This is a genomic window from Micromonospora sp. NPDC050200 (assembly GCF_040656135.1).
Lineage (GTDB): Bacteria > Actinomycetota > Actinomycetes > Mycobacteriales > Micromonosporaceae > Micromonospora.
Genome location: NZ_JBFALG010000006.1, coordinates 134,717 through 155,665, shown reverse-complemented (window position 1 = coordinate 155,665; position 20,949 = coordinate 134,717). Strand labels below are relative to the sequence as shown.

The window sequence follows — 20,949 nt, the reverse complement described above, 5'->3', positions numbered from 1 at the left end:
CGTCACCGACCGGCCGGTGAGTCGGTAGATCGGGTGGAGGCCGGCAACACCCCGTCCGCGGTGAGCCCGAAGGAGATGGCCGGATGACGACAGAGGTGGTCATCGTGGGGACCGGCGGGATGGGCCGGGAGATCTTCGGCATGATCCGCGCGATCAACACCAGGGCACCCGCCGGGCCCAGCTGGAGGGTGCTCGGCTTCGTCGACGACTATCCCACCGAGAGCAACGTCAAGCTGGCGCAGCGCCTGGACGTACCCTTCCTCGGGCCGACGCGGGAGCTGGCGGCCCAGCCGCCCACCACCCACGTCGCGCTCGGGGTCGGCGACCCACGTAGGCGCCGCGAGACGGACCTCAGGATCCAGCGGTACGGGTTGCCCGCGGCGACGATCGTCCATCCGAACGCGGAGATCGGCCCCGACTGCGTCTTCGCGGAAGGCCTGGTGGCAGCCGGCGGCGCGCGGGTGACCACGAACGTCACCCTGGGACGACACGTCCACCTCAACCAGAACTGCGCCGTCGGCCACGACTGCACGCTGGGCGACTACGTCTCGGTCAATCCCCTGTCGGCAATCTCCGGCTACTGCCGGCTCGACGAGGGGGTCATGGTCGGTACGACGGCTGCCGTGCTGCAGTCGCTCACGGTGGGCCGGGACGCCACGATCGGCGCGGGGGCCTGCGTGGTGCGCGACGTACCCGAGGCAACAGTCGTCAAGGGCGTGCCAGCTCGCTGAGCACGACGAGCAGCTCTGGTGAACGCCAGCCGCCGGACGGCGGACGCACACCCTCACGCGAAACCCCCGGTGATTGGCATGAGCCAACACAAGGGATGTCATGCCGGATTTATGCCTCATTGGCCATGATAATGGACTATCGTCACTCTCTGATCCGCCCCCCGTTACTCCCCGCCATCCCTGGCGGAACAGACAGGAGGAGATGTGTCGTCCTCACTCATGGATCGACGCGTGCTGGTGACCGGCGGAACCGGTTCTTTCGGCCAGACGATGGTGGCCCGGCTCCTTGACGTCGGCGCCGAGGAGATTCGCGTACTCAGTCGTGACGAGACGAAGCAGGAAGCCATGCGGATCCGGTTGCGTGACGACCGGGTCCGGTTCTACGTGGGCGACGTACGTGACCTCGACTCGGTGTCCAAGGCGACCCGGGGCATCGACTACGTCTTCCACGCCGCGGCGCTCAAGCAGGTGCCCTCCTGTGAGTTCTTCCCGCTGGAGGCCGTCCGGACGAACGTTCTGGGCAGCGCGAACGTGGTCGAAGCCTGCGACCGCAACGACGTCGACGCCGTGGTCTTCCTGAGCACCGACAAGGCGGTCTACCCGGTGAACGCCATGGGCATGACCAAGGCGTTGATGGAGAAGGTCGCGCAGGCCCACGTCCGCAACAACCTCGGCGCACGGACCCGGGTCTGCTCGGTGCGCTACGGCAACGTGATGTGCTCCCGGGGGTCGGTCATTCCGCTGTTCATCGACCAGATCAGGAACGGCGTGCCGCTGACCGTCACCGAACCGACGATGACCCGCTTCCTGATGTCACTGGCCGACTCGGTCGACCTCGTCGAACACGCCTTCCATCACGGGCAGCCGGGTGACGTCTTCATCCGGAAGGCCGCCGCCTGCAAGATCGGCGATCTGGCCACCGCGTTGTGCAACCTGTTCGAGGTACCGGCCAAGTTCGAGGTACTGGGCCTCCGGCACGGAGAAAAGATGTCGGAGACCCTGGCGAGCCACGAGGAACTCGCCCGCGCCCAGGACTTCGGCGACTTCCTGCGGGTGCCGATCGACAGCCGCGACCTGAACTACTCGCTGTACTTCGAGGAGGGCGACACGATCAGCGATCACCGCGCCGACTACAACTCCGACAACACCACCCAACTCGGCGTACCAGAGATCATGTCGCTCCTGCTCACCCTTCCCGAGGTGCGGCGGCAGCTGGACACCGAGCCTTCGCTCGCCCTGGCGGGGCGCCGGTGACCGCGGCGACCCGGGCGGGCGATCGGATGGATTCCGGGCCTCGACGGACCGAGGAGCCACGGGTGGCCTTCGTCACCCAGTGGTACGCCCCCGAACCGACCACGACACCGACCTGGGTCGCCCGGTCGCTGCGTCGCCAGGGCCTTCGGCTGGACGTCCTCACCGGCATCCCGAACTATCCCACCGGGAAGGTTCCGGACGGATACTCGGCGTGGCGCCGGTACACCGAGTCCCACGACGGCATGCGCGTCCACCGCACCCCCCTGTACCCGAGTCACGACCAATCGGCACTGCGGCGAGTCGCCAACTACGCCAGCTACGCGACGTCCTCCACGGTGTTCGGGTCCAGCCTGCTCAGATCGGCCGATGTCGCCCTCGTCTACTCGACGCCGGCGACGGCGGCCGTGGCGGGCATGGCGGCCCGGATGCGGTGGGGTGTGCCGTACGTCCTGATGGTCATGGACGTCTGGCCGGACTCCGTCTTCGCCACCGGATTCCTCGCCGGCGGGCCGGCCAGGAGAATCGCCGAGCCGCCGCTGACCTGGTTCACGAACCACACGTACCGGTGGGCCGACCACGTCACCGCCACGTCCCCCGGGATGCGCGAGGCCCTGATCTCCCGCGGCGTGCCGGCGGACAAGGTGTCGGTCGTCTACAACTGGACCGACGAGAAGGTGATGCGGCCCAGCGAACCGGATCCGACCCTGCGCGCCCGGCTGGGTCTGTCCGCCGACGACTTCCTGTTGATGTACGGCGGGAACCACGGGGCCGCGCAGGGGCTCGACGTCGCCGTGCAGGCGATGCACGACCTGCGTGACCGGCCGGAGATCCACCTGGCGCTGGTGGGCGGCGGGATCGACAAGCCGGTCCTGCGTTCCCTGGCCGCCCGACTCGGGCTGCCGAACGTCCACTTCGTCGACGCCGTCGACGCCGTCCACATGCCGGCCGTGATGGCCGCCGCCGACCTGCAGCTGGTCTCTCTCGCCGACCAGCCGCTGTTCCGCTTCACCCTGCCCAGCAAGGTGCAGTCCATCATGTCCTGCGGCCAGCCGGTGCTCACCTGCGCACCAGGGGACGCCGCGCACGTCGTGCGGGAGGCGCGATGCGGACTCAGCGCGCCTCCGGGGGACCCGCACGCACTGGCCCACGCCATTCGGCAGGCCGCCGACCTGCCCCGGCAGCACCTTCGCGAAATGGGCATGGCCGGGCGTGACTACTACCTGACCCACCTGGGTGAACAGATCAACGCCCAGCGGCTGGCTGATCTCGTCCGGGACGCGGCCGCCCGACGCCGCCGGGGCCGACCCGGTCGCCCGGGGGGTGCGTGATGACGCAGCGCGTGCTGATCCTCGGCGCCAGCGGGATGCTCGGGCACACCTTGCTCCGCGAACTCGGCAGAGCCGAGGAACTCGACGTCCACGGCTGCGCGCGGAACGTCCACGCCGTGCGGGCGACGCTCCCCGCCCACCTGTCGCGACAGGTCGTGCCGGTCGGCGACGTGACGGAACTCGGCACGCTGCGTGGCGTCCTCTCCGCCCTGCACCCGGACGTGGTGGTCAACTGCGTCGGGGTCATCAAGCAGCGACCGGAGGTCGACGACGCAGCGCAGACGATCGCCGTGAACGCGCTCTTCCCGCACGTGCTGGCCGAGGAGTGCGGCGCCATCGGCGCCCGCGTGATCCAGGTCAGCACGGACTGCGTCTTCTCCGGCAGGCGTGGGGGGTACCGCGAGGCCGACCCGCCCGACCCGGGCGACCTGTACGGCCGGGCGAAGCTGCTCGGTGAGACGACCCGGGGTAACGCCCTGACCCTGCGTACCTCGATCGTCGGGCACGAGATCGGCAGCGCCCGGTCCCTGGTGGACTGGTTCCTGTCCCAGACCGGACGGGTGACCGGCTACCGGCGGGCCATCTACAGCGGGATCACCACGACGGAGTTCGCGGCGATGCTGCGTACCGTCGTCCTGCCGCGCCCCGGCCTGGCCGGTCTCTACCACGTCGCCTCGACGCCGATCTCGAAGTACGAGCTGCTGGGCATCGTCGCGGACGTGTACGGGTGGGCAGGACGGGTCGAGCCGAGCGACGAGTACCGCTGCGACCGCTCGCTGCGCGCGGAGAAGTTCCACGCGGAAACGGGCTACGAGCCGCCGCAGTGGCCCGAGATGGTCGGTGACCTGCACCGCGCCGCGGCGGAGTGGGGCCTGCCGGTCGCGAAGCCCGGCCGAACGCCGGAACGGATCTGACCGACGCGCGTCCGTGGGCGGCGCCCTACGGGGCGCCGCCCACGGCTGTCACGCCTGGCACCCCGGCGGGACCGCCGTTCAGCTCCGCCCGGCCGGCTGTCCCGTCGGGCGCAACGTCGCACATGCCTGGTCGAGGACGTTCGCTCGCCCACCTCGCTCGTACCAGCCACGGTAGGCCTTGGCGGCCGCCACCCGGGCGGCGTGACGCTGGGTCGACGACTCGGCGGCGACCTGCTCGATCCGTTCCGCGAGCGCCGCCGGGGTGAGTTCGGGGAGCACGATCCCACCGCCGGCCCGCAGGACGTCGGTCCACGGCGTACGGTCCGAGCAGATCACCGGGCAGGCGACGGAGAGACTCTCGGCGATCACGTGGCCGAAGTTCTCGCCCCGGGTGGGCAGCACGAAGGCGTCGTAACGGGAGAAGGTCTCCCGTACCCGCTCCGGGTGCAGATCACCGCCATAGGCCACCTGAACGTGTCCCGGCAACCCACCCATCAGGCGCTCGCAGTGCCGCCAGTACGTCTGGTCCTCACACGGGCCGTAGATGTCGAACCGGACCGCACCGCGGACCAGGGCCAACGCGGAGAGAACGAGGTCGAGGTTCTTCTTGGCAGAGATCCGGCTGATGAAGACCAGACGCGCCGGGCCGTCCCCGTCTGGGACGACGGAGGGCTCGACCGGTTCCGGTCCGGTGGGCTCGGTGACGACGGCGATCCTGGCCGAGGAGGAGACCAGACTCCGGATCTCCGCCACCTCGGTGGGTGTGGTGGCGTTCCAGAGCACCCGACGGCCCCGCAGCATCCACCGCCAGGCAGCCAGAAAGAGCCGCTTCTTGCGGCGCTTGATGCCCAGGGCGCCCGGCTCCAGTTCCCCGTGCGGGGTGATCAGAATCCGGCCGACCGGCAGCACGTGCAGTCGCGCCGCGAGAATCGGGATGATCGAGAACGTCGACCAGACACCGTTGACGTTCAACAGATCGATCGGAGTCTCGCGCACCTTCCGCCAGAACTTCCACCAGTGCGCCAACCGACGGGGATTCAGGTAGAACACCGCGCACCGGCCATGCTCGGCCCATCGCCCGGACAACCCGGGGTACGGCACGGACTCGCCCAGGTCACGGTCCCGAGTCAGCACGGTGGCGGCAATGTGCGGCCCCACCCCGGCCAGCATGTCGACGACCGAACGAACGGTGCCGCCGGCCCGGTAGCCCGGCTCGAAGTATTCCGCGACGACGAGAACGCGAAATGAATTCGACTCGCGCGCGTGCGGGTCCGAACTGCCGGCCGATTCCAGATCAACCCCGCAGGCCATATGGGCTCCTCGTCTACGACACACGGAACGACCCGTCCAACGACACAAAGCCGCGTCGGTGACGATTCGTCGTTTCCCCACCAAATCCGGGGCACTACCGCTTAAAGTGCACTCATTGAACACTTTGAGGAAACAGAGAGATTCGGCGTCACCCCGGCGCCGTTGGACCGCCGTTGTGGCCACACCGCCGGCCGCGATGAGGAGGAACGCATGTCGCGAGTAGCGCTCATTTCGGGTGTCACCGGCCAGGACGGCAGCTATCTGTCGGAGCTCCTGCTCAACAAGGGCTACACGGTGCACGGCCTGAAACGGCGTGCCTCCACGTTCAACACCGAGCGCATAGACCGCCTCGACGTCCACCCGAGAGAGCACGGCGCTCGGCTCTTTCTGCACTACAGCGACCTGTCGGACCCGGCGTCCCTGACGGCCCTGATCCGCGACATCCGTCCCGACGAGATCTACAACCTGGGCGCGCAGAGTCACGTCCGCGTCTCCTTCGACGTTCCCGGCTACACCGCGGACGTCACCGGTCTCGGTGCGCTCCGGATGCTCGAAGCCGTGCGGGCCGCGAACGTCGACTGCCGGTTCTACCAGGCGTCGTCGTCGGAGATGTTCGGCTCCACCCCACCGCCGCAACGGGAGGACACCCCCTTCCACCCCCGCAGCCCCTACGCCTGCGCCAAGGTCTACGCCTACTGGTCGACGATCAACTACCGCGAGTCCTGGGGCATGTACTGCACGAACGGCATTCTGTTCAACCACGAGAGCCCACGTCGCGGCGAAAGCTTCGTGACTCGCAAGATCACCCGAGCGGTCGCCCGGATCGAGGCGGGCATGCAGGACAAGCTCTACCTCGGCAACCTCGACGCGATCCGGGACTGGGGGTACGCGCCGGAGTACGTCGAGGCGATGTGGCTGGCCATGCAGCAGGACGAGCCCGACGACTACGTGATCGCCACCGGCGAGGGCCACACGGTCCGCGAGTTCGTGGAAGCCGCCTTCGCGCACGTCGGGCTCGACTGGCGGGATTTCGTGGTCACCGACCCCGCGTACTTCCGGCCAGCCGAGGTCGACGCTCTGATCGGTGACTACACCAAGGCCCGGAAGAGCCTCGGCTGGGCCCCCAAGACCCTCTTTCCGGACCTGGTCCGGCTGATGGTGGAAGCGGACCGACAGATTCTGGAGGACGAGCGGATGGGTCGACTCGTGCGGGTGGACCGGTGAGAATCACTGTCGAGGCATCATCCATCCGCCCTCGCCACGCCGCCGGCCTGGAGACGTTCACCTACGGGCTGCTGGGCGGCCTCGCCAGCGGCACCGACCACGCCTATCAGGTGAACGTGCTGCGCGGCACGCTGGACGAGTGGCGCGAGCGGGTGCCGACCGACCGGATCCGGTGGCGGGAGGTCACGGTACCGCTGCTGACCGACACCCGGTACGGCCAGCTGCTGCGCCGCTGGACTCCGGACCGGGTACGGGAATCGGTGGCCGTCCGGAGGACGGTGAACGCGTTGCGCCAACGGGCGGTCTCCCCGCCCGACGACTCGGACGCCGTGCTCTTCCCGTTCCCGTACGTGCCGTCGAAGGCCCGACGCGGGGTGATCGTGCTGCACGATCTGCGCCAGTTCCACGCCGCCTTCCATTCGCCCGGATTCGAGGCGGTGGTACGGGAGAACGTCGCGCACGCCGCCGCCATCGTGGTGTGCTGGCCACACCCGTACCAGGAGGTGCTGGCGATGTTCCCCGAGGCGGCGGAGCGCACCGCGCTCATCCCGCCGCCCACGTTCCAGCCAGCGCCTGACCGAGCGGTGGCCGAGCCGGAACCGGGCCTGTTGCTCTACCCCTCCTCCACCTCCGCGCACAAGAACCACGCGACCCTGCTGGAGGCGATGGCGCGGCTGCCGGAGTTCCGGCTGATCTGCCCCGGACCCCTGGTGGAGCCGCAGGCCAGCCGGTTGCTCCAGCGTGCCGCCATGCCCGACCTCGCCGGCCGCGTGTCGTTCCCCGGGTTCGTGACCCTGGACGAGCTCAACCGGCTGTACGCCCGGGCGGACGCGGTGGTGGTGCCCTCCACCTGGGAGGCGGCCAGCGGTGCGATGCTGGAGGCCTTCAGCTGGGGGTTGCCGGTGGCCTGCTCCGACGCCGAACCGCTGCTGGCCCAACTTCAGTTCACCGGGGCGGAGGCCGCCGTCTTTGAGGCGAAGAACCCGAGGTCGCTGGCGGACGCGGTCCGGAAGTTGACCGCCGACCGCGGCCACTACGCGGCGGCATCCCGGCGGGCCAGTGCCCGCCTGGCCGCCCGCACCTGGGCCGACACCGGACGCGACTACGCCGCCATTCTCGAATGGGCCGCCGCCGGCAGCCCGGGCCCCATGCCCCGCTCACCCTTTGCCGAGGCGTTGACCACCGGACAGCGAGGATGAGCGCGATGGAACGGTTCCCGGTGGCCCGGCCCTCGCTGACCGACCGCGAGCGGCAGTTCCTCATGGACGCCTTCGACAGCGGCTGGATCTCCTCGCAGGGCCCGTATCTGCGCCGGTTCGAGGAGCAGTTCGCCGAACGGTGTGGCGCCGCGACGACGGTCGCGACCAGCAACGGCACGGTCGCGCTGCACCTGGTGCTCGCGGCGGCGGGCATCGGTCCGGGGGACGAGGTCATCGTGCCCGCCCTGACCTACGTCGCCACCGCGAACGCGGTCGCGTACTGTGGCGCCCGGCCGATTGCCGTCGATGTCGACCCGCAGACCTGGTGCATCGACCCGGAGCAGGTCCGGGCGGCGATCAGTTCGCGCACCCGAGCGGTGATCGCCGTCGACGTGTACGGACATCCAGCCGACTACCCCGCGCTCCGGGAGATCTGTGGTCGACACGACCTGCTCCTCGTCGCCGACGCCGCCGAGTCGTTCGGCGCGACCCTCGGCGAACGACCGACCGGATCCCTCGCGGACGCGACCACCTTCTCCTTCTTCGGTAACAAGGTGATCACGTCCGGGGAGGGCGGCTGTGTGACCACCTCGGACACCGCACTGGCGGATCGGATGCGGCTGCTCCGCAACCAGGGCATGGACCCGCAACGCCGGTACTGGTTCCCGGTGATCGGCTACAACTACCGGATGACCAACCTGGAGGCCGCCCTGCTCTGTGCCCAACTGGAGCGCAGCCCGGACATCCTCGCTCGTCGGGAGCAGGTCATCCGCGCGTACGAGCAGCAGCTCGGGGACGTCCCACTGCTGGAACCCCAGCGGGTCGCCGCCGGTGCCAGCCGGGCTCCCTGGATGGCGTCCTTCCTGGTGGGTCCGGCGGGCAGCCCCTCGCCCCGGGACGAGCTGGCGCGGGCGCTCGACCGGCTCGGGGTGGAGACCCGTCCGTTCTTCGTGCCGATCCCACTGTTGCCCGCCTACCAGGACAATCCCGCGCACTGTCCGGTCGCGACGGACCTCGGCCGCCGGGGCGTCAACCTGCCCACGTACACCGACCTCACCGAGCCGGACGTGAAGGCGATCTCCGAACGGATCCGGACCGCGATCGACAGCCTGCCCGGCCAGGCCTGGGACGACGCGGGCCTGGCCTGACCGTTCCGGCCGGGACTCACCGCGCCCCGGGCGTGACCGCGCTCTTCAGCCCGCGCCCCAGCTGCCGACAGACGTTGATGGCGGTGCTCGACGTCTGCAGCCGCACCCTCTCCCCGCGCGGCAGGACGGCGCGGGCGGGACGGACCGCCCCGGCCAGCGCCCGCTCGACCCACGGTCCCACGACGTCGGCCGCGCGGGGAACCGTCTCGGGTTCGACGGCGGGCGGGAGGACCCGGTCGTAGACCGTCAACCCGTGGAACGGCTCCCCGAAGAACGCCGCCGTCTTCGGCGCGTACGAGATGGGGAAGATCGGCACACCCAGCGCCGCCCAGAGAGCACTGGAATGCAGCTTCATCGACACCGCCACCGTGCACCGGGCCATCGCCTCGGCGAACGCCACCAGGTCGACCCCACGGTAGGGGACGACCTCGGCGTCGCGCCCGAGTTCCCGACCCACCTGCTCGCTGAAGGTGAGGTCGGGGCAGTGCGGGCCGGCCTCCAACACGAAGACCCGGATCGTGTCGGTTCCGCAGGACTCGGCGATCCGGGCGATGTGCCGGGCGGTGGGGCCGACCTCCAGCCCCGGCCAGCGGCGGAGCGCCACCCCGAGCTGACCCGGCCCGGCCGCCCCTCCGGGGGCGTCGATCCCGAGCTGCCGGAGGAAGACACGATCCACGAAGTCCCGGCACCGGTGCACCCGCCACCCCAACCGTTCCTCGGCCAGGGTGACCGAGTCCGCGTCCCGCAGGTGGCACTCGTCGAACGGGGAGCCGAGCCGACGCAACCGGCGGCTCCAGTCGTCACTGAGCGGCCCCAGGCCCAGCCCGACGCCGAGTACGGGCACGGTCGGCAGATGCCGCGGCAGGTGGCTCAACCAGAGGTAGGGCGTGTGCGGATGGTGGCTGGTCTGAAACAGTCCCCCACCACCGACCAGCAGCGCGTCGCAACCGCCGAAGGCCAGCTCGCTCCGTCGCGAACCGGGGAGCTCCCGCTGGTAACGCACCGGACGCGGATCGAGGCGCAGGCCGAGCCGGGCGGAGATCTCGGCCCAGTTCACGGGACTGCCGAAACTCAGATACCGCACCTCGACGTCGTCGTGCTGGGCGGCGATCGCGGCCACCCCGGCGATCATGATCAGGTCGTCGCCGAAGTTGGTTGCCTCACCGAGACAGATCAGGCCGACGCTGGACTGTGCCACAGTTCCTCCTTGCCCCTCAATGACAGGTAACTGAGCCACCAGCAGCTCGCGCTGGCGACCGCCATGACGGCCAGCGCGCCGGCGGCGCCGCTGGCTCCGAAGAGCAGACCGCCGGAGACCACGACCGCCACCCGGACGGGCCCCAGTCCGGCACCGACCAGCAGTGCCCTCGCGCCGGCCTGGTGGACACGATGGCCGGCGAACGCGACGAGCGCCGCCGGCACCAGGACAGCCTCCACCGCGAGCAGCGGCAGCAACGGTCGGGCGGCGGTCCAGTTGTCGCCGAAGACGGCCTGACCGACCGCGCCGGGCAGGAGACAGATCGCGAGCACCACCGGCACGATCAGCCCGACCGCCACCAGGACGACCGGTCCGGCGGTACGGACCCGGGCGCGGGCGGTGACCGGCCGGGCCCGGCTGAGATAGGGGATGACCAGGGCCGAGAGGGTGGCGGTCAGGAGGGCCACCGGGCCGAACACGGTCTGGGCGGCACCGAGCGCGCCGACGACGCCGACGCCTGCCGTCGCCGCCAGGCTGGTGAGGGCCAACTGCGCGGATCCGGACGTGACCAGGAACTGGAGGCCGAAGCTGACGGCCCTGCGGGTGCCCTCGCGGTCCAGTCCCCATCCGGGCACCGGCCGGTACCCGTGCCGGGCAGCGACGAGGAAGCCGATGACCGCTCCCGAGGTGGCCCACACCGCGAAGAGCAGGACGGGCGCGACGGATGCGAACAGTGCCGCAAGGACACCCGTCGCGGTCGCGCCCGTCCACAGGACGTCCTGGGCACAGGCGGCCCGGGAGGAGCCCACGCCCAGGCTGATCGCCCGGGTGTAGTCGTAGACCACGAGACCGCACAGCGCGACACCGACGATCACGAGGTAGCGGGACCCGGCCACCAGGCCGGCGCCGGCCACCGCGACACCGGCGCCGGCGCCCACCGCGCATGCCCTGCGTACGCCGGCTCTGATCGCCGTGGCCGCCGGCTCCGGTCCCCCGGCGAGAACGGCCTCCGTGACCGTCGCCCGGACCAGCCCGGTGGCGAAGACGTAGACCGAGAAGGCGAGGGCGAACTGTCCCAGCCCGGCGAGCGACTCTCCGCGCGCGACGACCACCGACATGAGGAAGTTGCCCAGGCTGGACAGGCCGTTCGCGGTCAGGGCCGCGACGGCGCGTCGGCGGTAGCTCCGTGCCGACCCACCGGAGCGGTGCCGGCCGGCCGGGCCGAGCTGGAAGCGGGCACGGGGACTCGCCGACGTCTGCGCTGTCATGCCAGGAGCCGGCGGACTGGCACCCCGTCCGGCTCCGCGGCCTTGGCGCGGTGCCTGATCAGGTGGATCAGCAGCAGGACCGGCGACGCGGCGACCGAGTACTGGAGGAACCCGATCATGGTGTCCGGATAGGCGCTGGTCCAGAGGAGCGGTCCGCCGATCACGAGGGCGAAGAGGCTCAGCCGGACCGGGCCGGGTGCTCCCCCGACGCGCAGCAGGAGGCTGGCCACGATCGCCCAGCCGGCGTAGAAGAGCACAACACCCGACCAGCCGTCGAGGAAGTAGACCGTGCCCAGCGTGAGGAAGCTGTACGCGGACGTCGACGTACCGCCGAGGTACATGTTGATGGCGTAGCCGATCGAGAGGGGGGCACGCTCGGTGTCGAAGAGTCGGGGCACCAGCCCGTAGCGAACCACGTCGGCGAGACCGGGCTGGTCCAGGTCGACCGGGACGTCGTATTCGGCGGCCCGGGTCACCTGCTGGTCGAAGCGCAACCGGTCGGTGGCGGTCATGTCCTGCTCGACCTCGACGCCGCCATCGACCCGGATCTCGTTGCGTACGGTGTAGAGGGCGGGCCAGGCGAGGAAGAGGGCCGCCATCATGATGACGAGGAAGCGGGGCCGGATCACGCCGCAGATGGCGGTCACGGCGACGATGAACGACAGGTACGAGAACAGCGGCTCGGATTTCGCGGTCAGCAGGACGAGGAGCACCTGGGTGGCGACGAGGGCGGCGACCCAGAGCAGGAAGGCGTACCGGCCGACGAGACCCCCGGCGAAACTCGCCACCAGCAGGGCCAGCGCGAGGTACCGCCAGCCAGTGAACAGGGACGTGGCCAGGGCCAGGGGCGATTGAGCCACCTCTCCCGCGATCTGGGTGAAGATGGTGCCCCGCCCCTCCGACGCGCCGACAAGATCGGCCACGATGCTGACGACCGTGACCAGTCGGGCGATCAGGAAGAGCCGAGGATGTCCGGCGTTGGCATCCGCCAGGCCGCGTTGCCACTGGTCACGCTTGTCCGTCCTGCCCCGGAACACCGTCTCCACGACGACGGTGCCGCTCAAGGCCAGCCCCAACAGCATGGCGATGAAGCCGGTGTGGGGGTTGTCGTAGAGCACCGCCATCGGGACGACCAGGATCGCGTACGGTGCCAGGATCACGGCGCTCACCGGGTAGAGCTGGAGCAGCCAGGTCAGCCGGGAAGCGCGATGGCCCATTTCCCGGGCCCCGGTCCGCCTGCCGACGGGGCGCACCGCCGTCGCCGTCACGGCTGCCCGCCCACCCCCGCCGCCGGCAGGCGGTCGAAGCCGTAGGTGCAGCGACGCGGGGCGACCGGCGCCCACGGCGTCGGCACCCCGCTGGGCCGCCGGGCAGTGGTGACCAGCTCGACAGGGCGGCGATTGTCGGGCGCGGGGGCGACAACGCCCCGCTCCACCACCTCGTGCGTCATCCCGTGCCACCCCTTCCCCGGGCCGGCGTCTACCGGCGAGCTTTCGGTGCCGACCTGGCAACACCGTCAGCCATTGCGAACTCATCGCTCGACTCCTGACGAGGAGGCGAGCAAATGGACGCTAACACGTAAAAGGGTTCTTATCGGCCAAGAAGCTTTTCTTGGGAAAATCACATCAAGGCGACATAATCTTCATCTTTTCCCTGCCGGGGACGGAAGCTCCGGAAGTCGTCAGCGGCCCGTCCGCTGTCGGCTCACTCCAACTCCCCAGCCCGGCACCAGCCGGGCCGCGCGGGGTCGGGCCTGCGGCGGGACCGGGCCACGTGGCGGTCGCGCGGCGAGGAGTTCGTCGTACGTCTCGAGGACGGCGCGGACGGCGACCTCGGTGGAGAACCGTTCGACGACGCGTTCCCGACCACGTCGGCCGGCCTCGTCACCCGCCCCGCGCAGCAGTTCCCTGGTCCGCGCCGCCACCGTGGCGGGCACCGCGTCGGCCGGTTCCAGCGGCACCAGGCAGCCGGTCACCCCGTCGACCACGACCTCGATCGCGCCGGCGCTGGAGGTGGAGACGACCGGGAGCCCGCAGGCCATCGCCTCGATCGCCGAGAGGCCGAGCCCCTCCTCGTACGAGGTTTGCAGGAACACCGACGCGCCCTGGTACAGCCCGACGAGGTCGGCAGGGGGTACGTCGGGTCGGACCTCGACGCGGTCGGTCACACCGAGCGCCGCGATCCGGGCGACGAGCCCTTCCGGCAACCTCCCGCTGCCGGCCAGCACCAGCTCGGGTACGCCGGGCTCCGCTTGGACGAGCAGCGCGTACGCGTCGACCAGGCGGTCCAATCCCTTGCGCGGATCAGCCAGCCGACACAGCGACAGCAGGTAGCCGTCCCGACGCCAGCCACCGGTCGGCGGGGTGAAGAACGAGGTGTCCACACCGGGTGGGGCGAACACCACCCGCTCCTGTCCGACGGACCGGACGAAGGTGGCCATGACGGCGTTCTCCACCAGCACCGCGTCGACCTCGCGGAGCGCCGTGCGTTCCAGGCGGGAGACACCGGCGGTCATCAACTGCCGCCAGCGGTTGGCGAGGGTCAGGTTCTGGGCGAAGAGGGTGGCTCGTTCCCAGGCCGCGGCCGTCGCCACCTGGAGCACCACCGGCACCCCCAGCCCGGTGACGACCCCCGCCCAGGCCGATGTCCCGCAGACGACCTGGACACAGTCGTACCCGCGCAGCGCCCGGGACAGTTCCCGACGCGGCCGGTACCGCATCCACTCGACCTCGACCGCGTTCGCTCCCCAGTGCCAGGCGACCGAGGTGTCCAAGGGCATCCGGATGCTGCTCCGCGACCAGGTCCAGGGCACGGCCAGTCGCCGACTGGCCGGATCGACGCTGGTGGTGGCGAGGTTGTGCACATCCACCTCGTAGCCGGCCCGGGTCAACGTGTCGCGGAACCAGCGGGCCACCGTCGCGACGCCCCCGCTTCCGTCGAAATTGTGGGTCACCAGCGCGACCCGGAGATGCGAATTGAACTTCGGGTGCGCAATGGCCGCGGGCGAGCGCGCCGGGGCTGGAACCTGCTGCTTCATCTCAGTCATCTGACTGGCTAACGAGGAGGCCCGACTTTGGTCACGAAAACGAGTGTTCCTGCCCGCTGACCCCGCGCCGGCGGGCCTCATGGCGTACCGTTGCCGCCCGCCGTGGCGCTCCTGGCGACCGTGGCCCGCCGGCGGACGGTGGTCAACGCCGGATGCCGGCCCACTCGTGGTGCCGGCGCACGGTGGAGAGGATGAAGTCGACCACCCGCCGCGAGGTGTCCGACACCCGGTAGTCGGCCGGGCAGGGCACCCCGTCCGCCGCGACCTGCTCGACCGTCACCCGCACCGCCTCGACCACACCGGCCGGGTCCAGGCCGGTGACGATGATCCCCCCGGCGTCCAGCGCCTCGGGACGTTCGATCGACTCGCGCAGGGTCACCGCCGGAAACCCGAGAATGGCCGCCTCCTCGCTGATCGTCCCGCTGTCCGAGAGCGTGCACCGGGCGGCGAGCTGGAGCCGTACGTAGTCGAACAGGCCGAACGGCTCGTGGAACGTGACGCCGTCGAGGCTGGTCGGGTCGGTGGCGAGCGCCTCCAGTCGCTTGCGGGTACGTGGGTGGGTGGAGACCAGCATGGGCAGGTCCCACTCGTCGCGGACCGCCCGGAGGCAGTCCAGCAGCCGCCGCAGCCGGTCCGGATGGTCGACGTTCTCCTCGCGGTGCGCGCTGACCACGAAGTACCGACCTGGCGAGAGGCCGAGCTGGTCGAGGATGGTGGAACGGTCGATGTCCGCCCGGTGGTGCTCCAGCACCTCCCGCATCGGCGAGCCGGTGTGCAGGATCCGGCGTGGATGCAGCCCTTCGGCGAGCAGGTTGCGCCGAGCGTGCTCGGTGTAGACCAGGTTGAAGTCGGCGGCGTGGTCGACGACCTGGCGGTTGGTCTCCTCCGGGACGTTGAGATCGAAGCAGCGGTTGCCGGCCTCCATGTGGTACACGGGCACCCGCATCCGACGGGCCATCAACGCGCCGATACAGCTGTTGGTGTCGCCGAGCACGAGAAACGCGTCCGGCCGGTACTCGGCGATGGCTTCCTCGACGCCGACCAGCACCCCACTCAGCACCCGGCCGAGGGAGGACGTGTCGACGCCGAGGAACCGGTCGGGCTGGCGTAGTCGCAACTCGGTGAAGAAGATGTCGGAGAGGGACGGGTCCCAGTTCTGGCCGGTGTGTACGAGCACGTGCTCGACCGTACGATCCAACCGGTCCATCACCCTGGACAACCGGATGATCTCCGGCCGGGTCCCGACGACCGTCATCACCCGTGTCATGATCCACCTCTTCCGCTGATTCCCGGCCGACAGCCCGGGACGCCCCGACAGTTGCGGACGATGCGGCTGGCGCGCCTTCGCTGCGGTTCATCAACGACGGGTGGCGCCCGAAGTTACGACCGGCGCGCCGGGCCCGTGCGATGGCGCGGGTCCCGACCGGGCGAACCTGAGCCGAAGAAGTCAGATGTCCTCGACCCGCCAGACTCCGACGCCGCGTCCCGACTGGACCACGTCGTCGGCGATCCAGTGCAGCGGCTCCGGAAACGCAAAAGGACGCCGACGCAGGTTGAGCAACCGGTAGTCGCCGGTACGGATGTCCGAGTTGAATCCGGTGGTGGTGTCGGTCGTGGCGATGAGGTGACGGGCGCCGGAGGACCGGACGTTGGCCAGCAGCCGCTCGGCGTCGGCGAAGGAGAGGTGGAAGAGCACCTCACGACAGAGCACCGCGTCCGCGCGCGGCAGCGACTCGGTCACCGCGTCCAGGCACCGGAAGGAGCGTTGCGGCGCGCCGTACCGGTCGAGGTTGGCCTGGATCACCGAGGGCACGATGTCGAGACCGACGTACTCCACCGCACCGAGATCCACCTGACACATCCAGTTGAAGTCGCCGCACCCGACGTCCAACAGGGAGCGCGCGCCGAGCCGGGACAGCAGTCCGGGCAGCGCCTCCCGCAGTTGGTCGGTCGCCTCGAGTTCCGAACCGGCACCGGAGCGGGACTGCTGGTGCTCGGTGGTCAGCCACACGCCACGCCGGTAGACCTGCTCGAACACCTGGGTCCGGTTGCCGGCGAAGAGGTGGTCGACCTGCACCCCCCGGGCGGAACGGCGCCTGAGCAGGAGTCGATCGAGGGAGGTCACATGCAGGCCGTGCCGTACTACCTCGCGGACGGTGGTCTTGTTCATCGTTTCTCGTCTTCTGCTAGAGGACTCGGTGGGGCCCACCCGCGCCGGACGGCACGAACGGCCTCCCGCAGCCTAGCCAGGACAAAAGGGACTGAGGATGCTATTACGCTGCCAATCGGCCAGAATTTGTCGTTGCCCCGGCAGTTGCTCGTCAGCACCCCGTCGTTGCCCAGCCCCAGGGCCTTCCCGTACGCCCAGCGGGTCGGCCACTCGTGTGGTGAGCTGTACCGGTGGCGGGGTACGTGATCGGTCTGGTGCTGCATCCCACCCGGGACGTCTCTGCGGTGGTCGAGATCATCGACCGGTGGGCGGCCCGGCACGGCAAGGCGCTCGTCGTCCGGGCCGAGGACCGGCACCGCGTGCCGGCGTCGGTGGAGCCAGTCCCCGGCACGGAACTGGCCGCGCGGTCGGACGCGCTGATCAGCATCGGCGGGGACGGCACGATGCTGGGGGCGCTGCGCGCCGCGGTACGAGACCCGAAGCCGGTGCTCGGGGTCCACCTGGGCCGGCTCGGCTTCCTGGTCGAGGTGGAGCCGCCGGACCTGCCCCGGGCCCTGGACCGGCTGGTGGCGATGGACTTCACCGTGGAGTCGCACGCCTGCCTCGCCTGCGACGTCTGCGGCGACGACGTGGTGGCGTTCAACGACATCGCCCTGGTCCGCCACCCGGGGTCAGGATTCGTCACCGCCACCCTCGCCGTGGACGGCCAGCGGTACGGCTACTACCGCTGCGACGCGCTGGTGGTGAGCACGCCCACCGGCTCGACGGCGTACAGCTACGCGGCCGGCGGACCGTTGATCTCGCCGGCCACCCGGGCCGTGGTGGTGACCCCGTCGGCCCCGATGGCCGGTATCTCCCGCTCGGTGGTGCTCTCCCCGGAGGAGACCGTCCACCTGGAACTGCGCCCCGACTCGGCGCCGGTGGCGGTGGAGATGGACGGGCTGGTGATCCGGGACGCGGCGACCGAGGGCACGGTGCGCATCCGGTACGTCCAGGACGCCGGCCTGGTGGTCCGGCTCGATCCACGGCGCCAACAGGAGCGCAACCAGCTCAAGCTCAGCCTGCTCGACCTCCCGCTGCTGCCCGAGCAGCTTCGGGAGCTGCTGCCCGACGGGCTGCGCGTACAGCTCAACCGCCGCGAGCTGCCCCCGCCGCGCTGAGCGTCGGCACCGCCGGTGGGGGTCTCAGGCCGAGGTGCCGGATTGCCGGCCGTCAGGCCCTGGCGAGCACCTCGGTGACCAAGGCCTTCGCCTCCTCCTGGATCCGGGCCAGGTGCTCGGGCCCCTGGAACGACTCGGCGTAGATCTTGTAGACGTCCTCGGTGCCGGACGGCCGGGCGGCGAACCAGCCCGACTCCGTGGTCACCTTCAGCCCGCCGATCGACGCGCCGTTGCCCGGGGCGGTGGTGAGGATGGCGGCGATCGGCTCACCGGCCAGCTCGGTCGCGGTCACCTGCTCGGGGGAGAGCTTGCCCAGCACGGCCTTCTGCTCCCGGGTGGCCGGGGCGTCGATCCGGGCGTACGCGGGGGCACCGAAGCGCTCGGTGAGCTCGGTGTAGTGCTGGCTCGGGCTGCGGCCAGTGGTGGCGATGATCTCCGAGGCGAGCAGGCAGAGCAGGATGCCGTCCTTGTCGGTGGTCCAGGTGCTCCCGTCGCGGCGCAGGAAGGACGCGCCGGCGCTCTCCTCGCCGCCGAAGCCGACCGCGCCGTCGAGCAGCCCGGGCACGAACCACTTGAAGCCCACTGGCACCTCCAGCAGCGGGCGCCCCAGGTCGGCCGCGATCCGGTCGATCATGGAGGAGGAGACCAGCGTCTTGCCGACCGCCGCCGCCGGCCCCCACTGCGACCGGGTGCGGAACAGGTGGCCGATCGCCACCGCCAGGTAGTGGTTGGGGTTCATCAGGCCGCCGTCGGGGGTGACGATGCCGTGCCGGTCGGCGTCGGCGTCGTTGCCGGTGGAGACCTGGTAGTCGGCGCGGGCGGCGATCAACGAGGCCATCGCGTTCGGCGAGGAGCAGTCCATCCGGATCTTGCCGTCGCCGTCCAGGGTCATGAAGCGCCAGGTGGGGTCGACCGTCGGGTTGATCACGGTCAGGTCGAGGCGGTGCCGCTCGGCGATCTCCCCCCAGTACGCGACGCTGGCCCCGCCGAGCGGGTCGGCGCCGATGCGCACCCCGGCGGCGCGGATGGCGTCGACGTCGATCGCGGCGGGCAGGTCGTCGACGTAGCCGGCGAGGAAGTCGTACTCCCCGGTGGTGTCGGCGGCGCGGGCTCGGGCGTACGGGATCCGCCGGACCTCCTTGAGGCCGGCGGCGAGGATCGCGTTGGCCCGGTCCTGGATCCACTTGGTGACATCGGTGTCGGCGGGCCCGCCGTGGGTGGGGTTGTACTTGAACCCGCCGTCGTCGGGCGGGTTGTGCGACGGGGTGATGACGATGCCGTCGGCGAGGCCGCTGGTGCGCCCCCGGTTGTGGGTGAGCACGGCGTGCGAGAGCGCCGGCGTGGGGGTGTAGCCGTCGCGGCTGTCCAGCAGCACGGTGACGCCGTTGGCGGCGAGCACCTCCAGCGCGTCCACCGCGGCGGGGGCGGACAGCGCGTGGGTGTCCCGGGCCAGGAAGAGCGGCCCGTCCAGGCCCTGCTCGCGGCGGTGGTCGCAGAGCGCCTGGGTGACCGCGAGGATGTGGTCGGAGTTGAAGGCGTTGCGCAGGCTGGAGCCGCGGTGCCCGGACGTGCCGAAGGAGACCTGCTGCGCCGGGTCGTCGGGATCCGGGTGCTCGGCATAGTAGGCGGTCACCAGCCGCGGCACGTCCACCAGGTCGGCGGGCTCGGCGGGCTGTCCGGCACGGGGATGGGCCACTGCTGCAACCTCCAAAGGGCGGTACGGACGCTCATGGCTTCCCGGCCACGGCCGGGGTCACACCTGGTTCACGGCTCGACGCGCTGCCCCTTGCCGACCACCACGATGCCGTTGTCGGAGACGGTGTAGCGCTGCCGGTCCTTCTCCAGGTCGACGCCGATCTCCGCGCCTTCGGGCACGCAGACGTTCTTGTCGAGGATGGCCCGGCGCACCACGGCGTGCCGGCCGATCTCGACGCCCTCCATCAGCACCGCACCGTCGACGTGTGCCCAGGAGTGGACCTTCACCTTCGGCGACACGATCGAGTTCTCCACCAGCGAGCCGGAGACCACCGCGCCGGGCGAGACCATCGACCCGACCGCCCGGCCGACCCGCTCGCCCCACTGGTGGACGAACTTCGCGGGCGGGTACGGCGGCTGGTTGCTGTAGATCGGCCAGTCGAAGTTGTAGAGGTTGAACACCGGGTGCACGTTGATCAGATCCATGTGGGCGTCGTAGAACGAGTCCAGCGTCCCCACGTCCCGCCAGTAGCCGCGGTCCCGGTCGGTGCTGCCCGGCACCTCGTTGTCCTTGAAGTCGTAGACGTTGGCCTCGCCCCGCTCGACCAGCATCGGGATGATGCTGCCGCCCATGTCGTGCTTGCTGGTCTTGTCCTCCGCGTCCCGCTCGACCGCGTCGCAGAGCGCCCCGGTGCTGAAGACGTAGTTGCCCATCGAGGCGTAGATCTGGTCGGGGGCGTCGGGGAGGCCGATCGCGTCGGTGGGCTTCTCGCGGAAGGCCCGGATCCGCCGGCCGTCCGCGCCGACCTCGATCACCCCGAACTGGTCGGCCATCGACAGCGGCTGCCGGATGCCGGCCACGGTCACCCCCGCGCCGGAGGCGATGTGGTCCTCCACCATCTGCCGGGGGTCCATCCGGTAGATGTGGTCGGCGCCGAAGACGATCACGTGGTCCGGCTGCTCGTCATTGATCAGGTTGAAGCTCTGGTAGATCGCGTCGGCGGAACCGGCGAACCACCACGGGCCGCGGCGCTGCTGCGCCGGCACCGGCGTGACGTAGTTGCCGAGCATCGTCGACATCCGCCAGGTCTGGGTGATGTGCCGGTCCAGCGAGTGGGACTTGTACTGGGTCAGCACGACGATCTTGAGAAAGCCGGCATTCGCCAGGTTGGACAGGACGAAGTCGACCATGCGGTACATCCCGCCGAACGGGACGCCCGGCTTGGCCCGGTCCGTGGTGAGCGGCATGAGGCGCTTGCCCTCTCCGCCGGCCAGGACGATCGCGAGCACCTTGGCAGCCATG

Annotated in this window: 18 protein-coding genes; 8 read left to right on the top strand and 10 right to left on the bottom strand. The window is 70.4% G+C overall.

Annotated features, from left to right (window positions below):
* Positions 1-83 precede the first annotated feature (83 nt).
* From AB0I41_RS06835 to AB0I41_RS06820, 4 genes are all read left to right on the top strand, one after another.
* The gene (locus tag AB0I41_RS06835) at positions 84-731 is read left to right on the top strand and encodes a NeuD/PglB/VioB family sugar acetyltransferase (RefSeq protein ID WP_357102675.1); all 648 of its coding nucleotides are present in this window, start codon (positions 84-86) and stop codon (positions 729-731) included.
* Positions 732-950: 219 nt separating this feature from the next.
* Positions 951-1,985 carry a polysaccharide biosynthesis protein gene (locus AB0I41_RS06830; protein WP_357102673.1) on the top strand — a complete coding sequence of 345 codons (1,035 nt, stop codon included), beginning with the start codon at positions 951-953 and terminating at the stop codon, positions 1,983-1,985.
* A 62-nt stretch (positions 1,986-2,047) separates the two neighbouring features.
* Positions 2,048-3,313 (top strand): glycosyltransferase family 4 protein, encoded by a 1,266-nt coding sequence (locus AB0I41_RS06825; protein ID WP_357102671.1) that lies wholly within the window; start codon positions 2,048-2,050, stop codon positions 3,311-3,313.
* Positions 3,313-4,227 (top strand): SDR family oxidoreductase, encoded by a 915-nt coding sequence (locus tag AB0I41_RS06820; RefSeq protein WP_357102669.1) that lies wholly within the window; start codon positions 3,313-3,315, stop codon positions 4,225-4,227. The genes AB0I41_RS06825 and AB0I41_RS06820 overlap by 1 nt, the downstream gene beginning before the upstream one ends.
* A gap of 78 nt (positions 4,228-4,305) precedes the next feature.
* Here the strand turns inward: AB0I41_RS06820 and AB0I41_RS06815 are convergent, their stop codons facing one another.
* The gene (locus AB0I41_RS06815) at positions 4,306-5,538 is read right to left on the bottom strand and encodes a glycosyltransferase (RefSeq protein WP_357102667.1); all 1,233 of its coding nucleotides are present in this window, start codon (positions 5,536-5,538) and stop codon (positions 4,306-4,308) included.
* A 210-nt stretch (positions 5,539-5,748) separates the two neighbouring features.
* Here AB0I41_RS06815 and gmd point away from each other — a divergent pair, with 210 nt between their 5' ends.
* The 3 genes from gmd to AB0I41_RS06800 are packed head-to-tail and all read left to right on the top strand — an operon-like array spanning position 5,749 to position 9,109.
* Positions 5,749-6,762: a GDP-mannose 4,6-dehydratase gene (gmd, locus tag AB0I41_RS06810; protein ID WP_357102665.1), complete on the top strand. Its 1,014-nt coding sequence runs from the start codon at positions 5,749-5,751 to the stop codon at positions 6,760-6,762.
* Complete coding sequence (locus AB0I41_RS06805) at positions 6,759-7,961, top strand: glycosyltransferase (RefSeq protein WP_357102663.1); 1,203 nt, start codon at positions 6,759-6,761, stop codon at positions 7,959-7,961. Before gmd ends, AB0I41_RS06805 begins: the two co-directional genes overlap by 4 nt.
* Before the next feature lie 5 nt (positions 7,962-7,966).
* A complete protein-coding gene (locus AB0I41_RS06800; RefSeq protein WP_357102661.1) occupies positions 7,967-9,109 on the top strand; it encodes a DegT/DnrJ/EryC1/StrS family aminotransferase in 1,143 nt (380 codons plus the stop codon).
* 16 nt (positions 9,110-9,125) lie between these two features.
* On the opposite strand, the gene AB0I41_RS06795 is transcribed toward AB0I41_RS06800, so the two are convergent.
* From AB0I41_RS06795 to AB0I41_RS06765, 7 genes are all read right to left on the bottom strand, one after another.
* On the bottom strand, positions 9,126-10,307 hold the full coding sequence (locus AB0I41_RS06795; protein ID WP_357102659.1) for a polysaccharide pyruvyl transferase family protein: 1,182 nt from the start codon (positions 10,305-10,307) through the stop codon (positions 9,126-9,128).
* Positions 10,283-11,575 (bottom strand): hypothetical protein, encoded by a 1,293-nt coding sequence (locus tag AB0I41_RS06790; protein WP_357102658.1) that lies wholly within the window; start codon positions 11,573-11,575, stop codon positions 10,283-10,285. Before AB0I41_RS06790 ends, AB0I41_RS06795 begins: the two co-directional genes overlap by 25 nt.
* A complete protein-coding gene (locus AB0I41_RS06785; RefSeq protein ID WP_357102656.1) occupies positions 11,572-12,792 on the bottom strand; it encodes a hypothetical protein in 1,221 nt (406 codons plus the stop codon). The genes AB0I41_RS06790 and AB0I41_RS06785 overlap by 4 nt, the downstream gene beginning before the upstream one ends.
* A gap of 47 nt (positions 12,793-12,839) precedes the next feature.
* Positions 12,840-13,025: a hypothetical protein gene (locus AB0I41_RS06780; RefSeq protein WP_357102654.1), complete on the bottom strand. Its 186-nt coding sequence runs from the start codon at positions 13,023-13,025 to the stop codon at positions 12,840-12,842.
* A 231-nt stretch (positions 13,026-13,256) separates the two neighbouring features.
* Positions 13,257-14,621 carry a glycosyltransferase gene (locus AB0I41_RS06775; protein ID WP_357102653.1) on the bottom strand — a complete coding sequence of 455 codons (1,365 nt, stop codon included), beginning with the start codon at positions 14,619-14,621 and terminating at the stop codon, positions 13,257-13,259.
* Positions 14,622-14,763: 142 nt separating this feature from the next.
* Positions 14,764-15,888: a UDP-N-acetylglucosamine 2-epimerase (non-hydrolyzing) gene (gene wecB / locus AB0I41_RS06770; protein ID WP_357102651.1), complete on the bottom strand. Its 1,125-nt coding sequence runs from the start codon at positions 15,886-15,888 to the stop codon at positions 14,764-14,766.
* A gap of 180 nt (positions 15,889-16,068) precedes the next feature.
* Positions 16,069-16,791, bottom strand: a complete 723-nt coding sequence (locus AB0I41_RS06765; protein ID WP_357102648.1) for a class I SAM-dependent methyltransferase — start codon at positions 16,789-16,791, stop codon at positions 16,069-16,071.
* 230 nt (positions 16,792-17,021) lie between these two features.
* Between AB0I41_RS06765 and AB0I41_RS06760 the strand changes: the two genes are divergently transcribed.
* Complete coding sequence (locus AB0I41_RS06760) at positions 17,022-17,951, top strand: NAD(+)/NADH kinase (protein ID WP_357102646.1); 930 nt, start codon at positions 17,022-17,024, stop codon at positions 17,949-17,951.
* Between the two features lie 52 nt (positions 17,952-18,003).
* Here the strand turns inward: AB0I41_RS06760 and pgm are convergent, their stop codons facing one another.
* Together pgm and glgC are read right to left on the bottom strand one after the other, a co-directional pair.
* Entirely contained in the window at positions 18,004-19,647 is a 1,644-nt protein-coding gene (gene pgm, locus AB0I41_RS06755; RefSeq protein ID WP_357102644.1) for a phosphoglucomutase (alpha-D-glucose-1,6-bisphosphate-dependent), read from the bottom strand.
* Positions 19,648-19,715: 68 nt separating this feature from the next.
* A complete protein-coding gene (glgC, locus tag AB0I41_RS06750; RefSeq protein ID WP_357102642.1) occupies positions 19,716-20,948 on the bottom strand; it encodes a glucose-1-phosphate adenylyltransferase in 1,233 nt (410 codons plus the stop codon).
* Position 20,949 lies beyond the last annotated feature (1 nt).

What these genes read in the sequence shown, in the direction of transcription:
- AB0I41_RS06775 (WP_357102653.1), bottom strand. Translation starts at nt 14,621, where the DNA reads ATGACTGAGATGAAGCAGCAGGTTCCAGCCCCGGCGCGCTCGCCCGCG.
- AB0I41_RS06785 (WP_357102656.1), bottom strand. Translation starts at nt 12,792, where the DNA reads ATGGGCCATCGCGCTTCCCGGCTGACCTGGCTGCTCCAGCTCTACCCG.
- AB0I41_RS06815 (WP_357102667.1), bottom strand. Translation starts at nt 5,538, where the DNA reads ATGGCCTGCGGGGTTGATCTGGAATCGGCCGGCAGTTCGGACCCGCAC.
- glgC (WP_357102642.1), bottom strand. Translation starts at nt 20,948, where the DNA reads ATGGCTGCCAAGGTGCTCGCGATCGTCCTGGCCGGCGGAGAGGGCAAG.
- AB0I41_RS06830 (WP_357102673.1), top strand. Translation starts at nt 951, where the DNA reads ATGGATCGACGCGTGCTGGTGACCGGCGGAACCGGTTCTTTCGGCCAG.
- AB0I41_RS06835 (WP_357102675.1), top strand. Translation starts at nt 84, where the DNA reads ATGACGACAGAGGTGGTCATCGTGGGGACCGGCGGGATGGGCCGGGAG.
- AB0I41_RS06800 (WP_357102661.1), top strand. Translation starts at nt 7,967, where the DNA reads ATGGAACGGTTCCCGGTGGCCCGGCCCTCGCTGACCGACCGCGAGCGG.
- AB0I41_RS06780 (WP_357102654.1), bottom strand. Translation starts at nt 13,025, where the DNA reads ATGACGCACGAGGTGGTGGAGCGGGGCGTTGTCGCCCCCGCGCCCGAC.
- gmd (WP_357102665.1), top strand. Translation starts at nt 5,749, where the DNA reads ATGTCGCGAGTAGCGCTCATTTCGGGTGTCACCGGCCAGGACGGCAGC.
- wecB (WP_357102651.1), bottom strand. Translation starts at nt 15,888, where the DNA reads ATGACACGGGTGATGACGGTCGTCGGGACCCGGCCGGAGATCATCCGG.
- AB0I41_RS06820 (WP_357102669.1), top strand. Translation starts at nt 3,313, where the DNA reads ATGACGCAGCGCGTGCTGATCCTCGGCGCCAGCGGGATGCTCGGGCAC.
- AB0I41_RS06790 (WP_357102658.1), bottom strand. Translation starts at nt 11,575, where the DNA reads ATGACAGCGCAGACGTCGGCGAGTCCCCGTGCCCGCTTCCAGCTCGGC.
- AB0I41_RS06765 (WP_357102648.1), bottom strand. Translation starts at nt 16,791, where the DNA reads ATGAACAAGACCACCGTCCGCGAGGTAGTACGGCACGGCCTGCATGTG.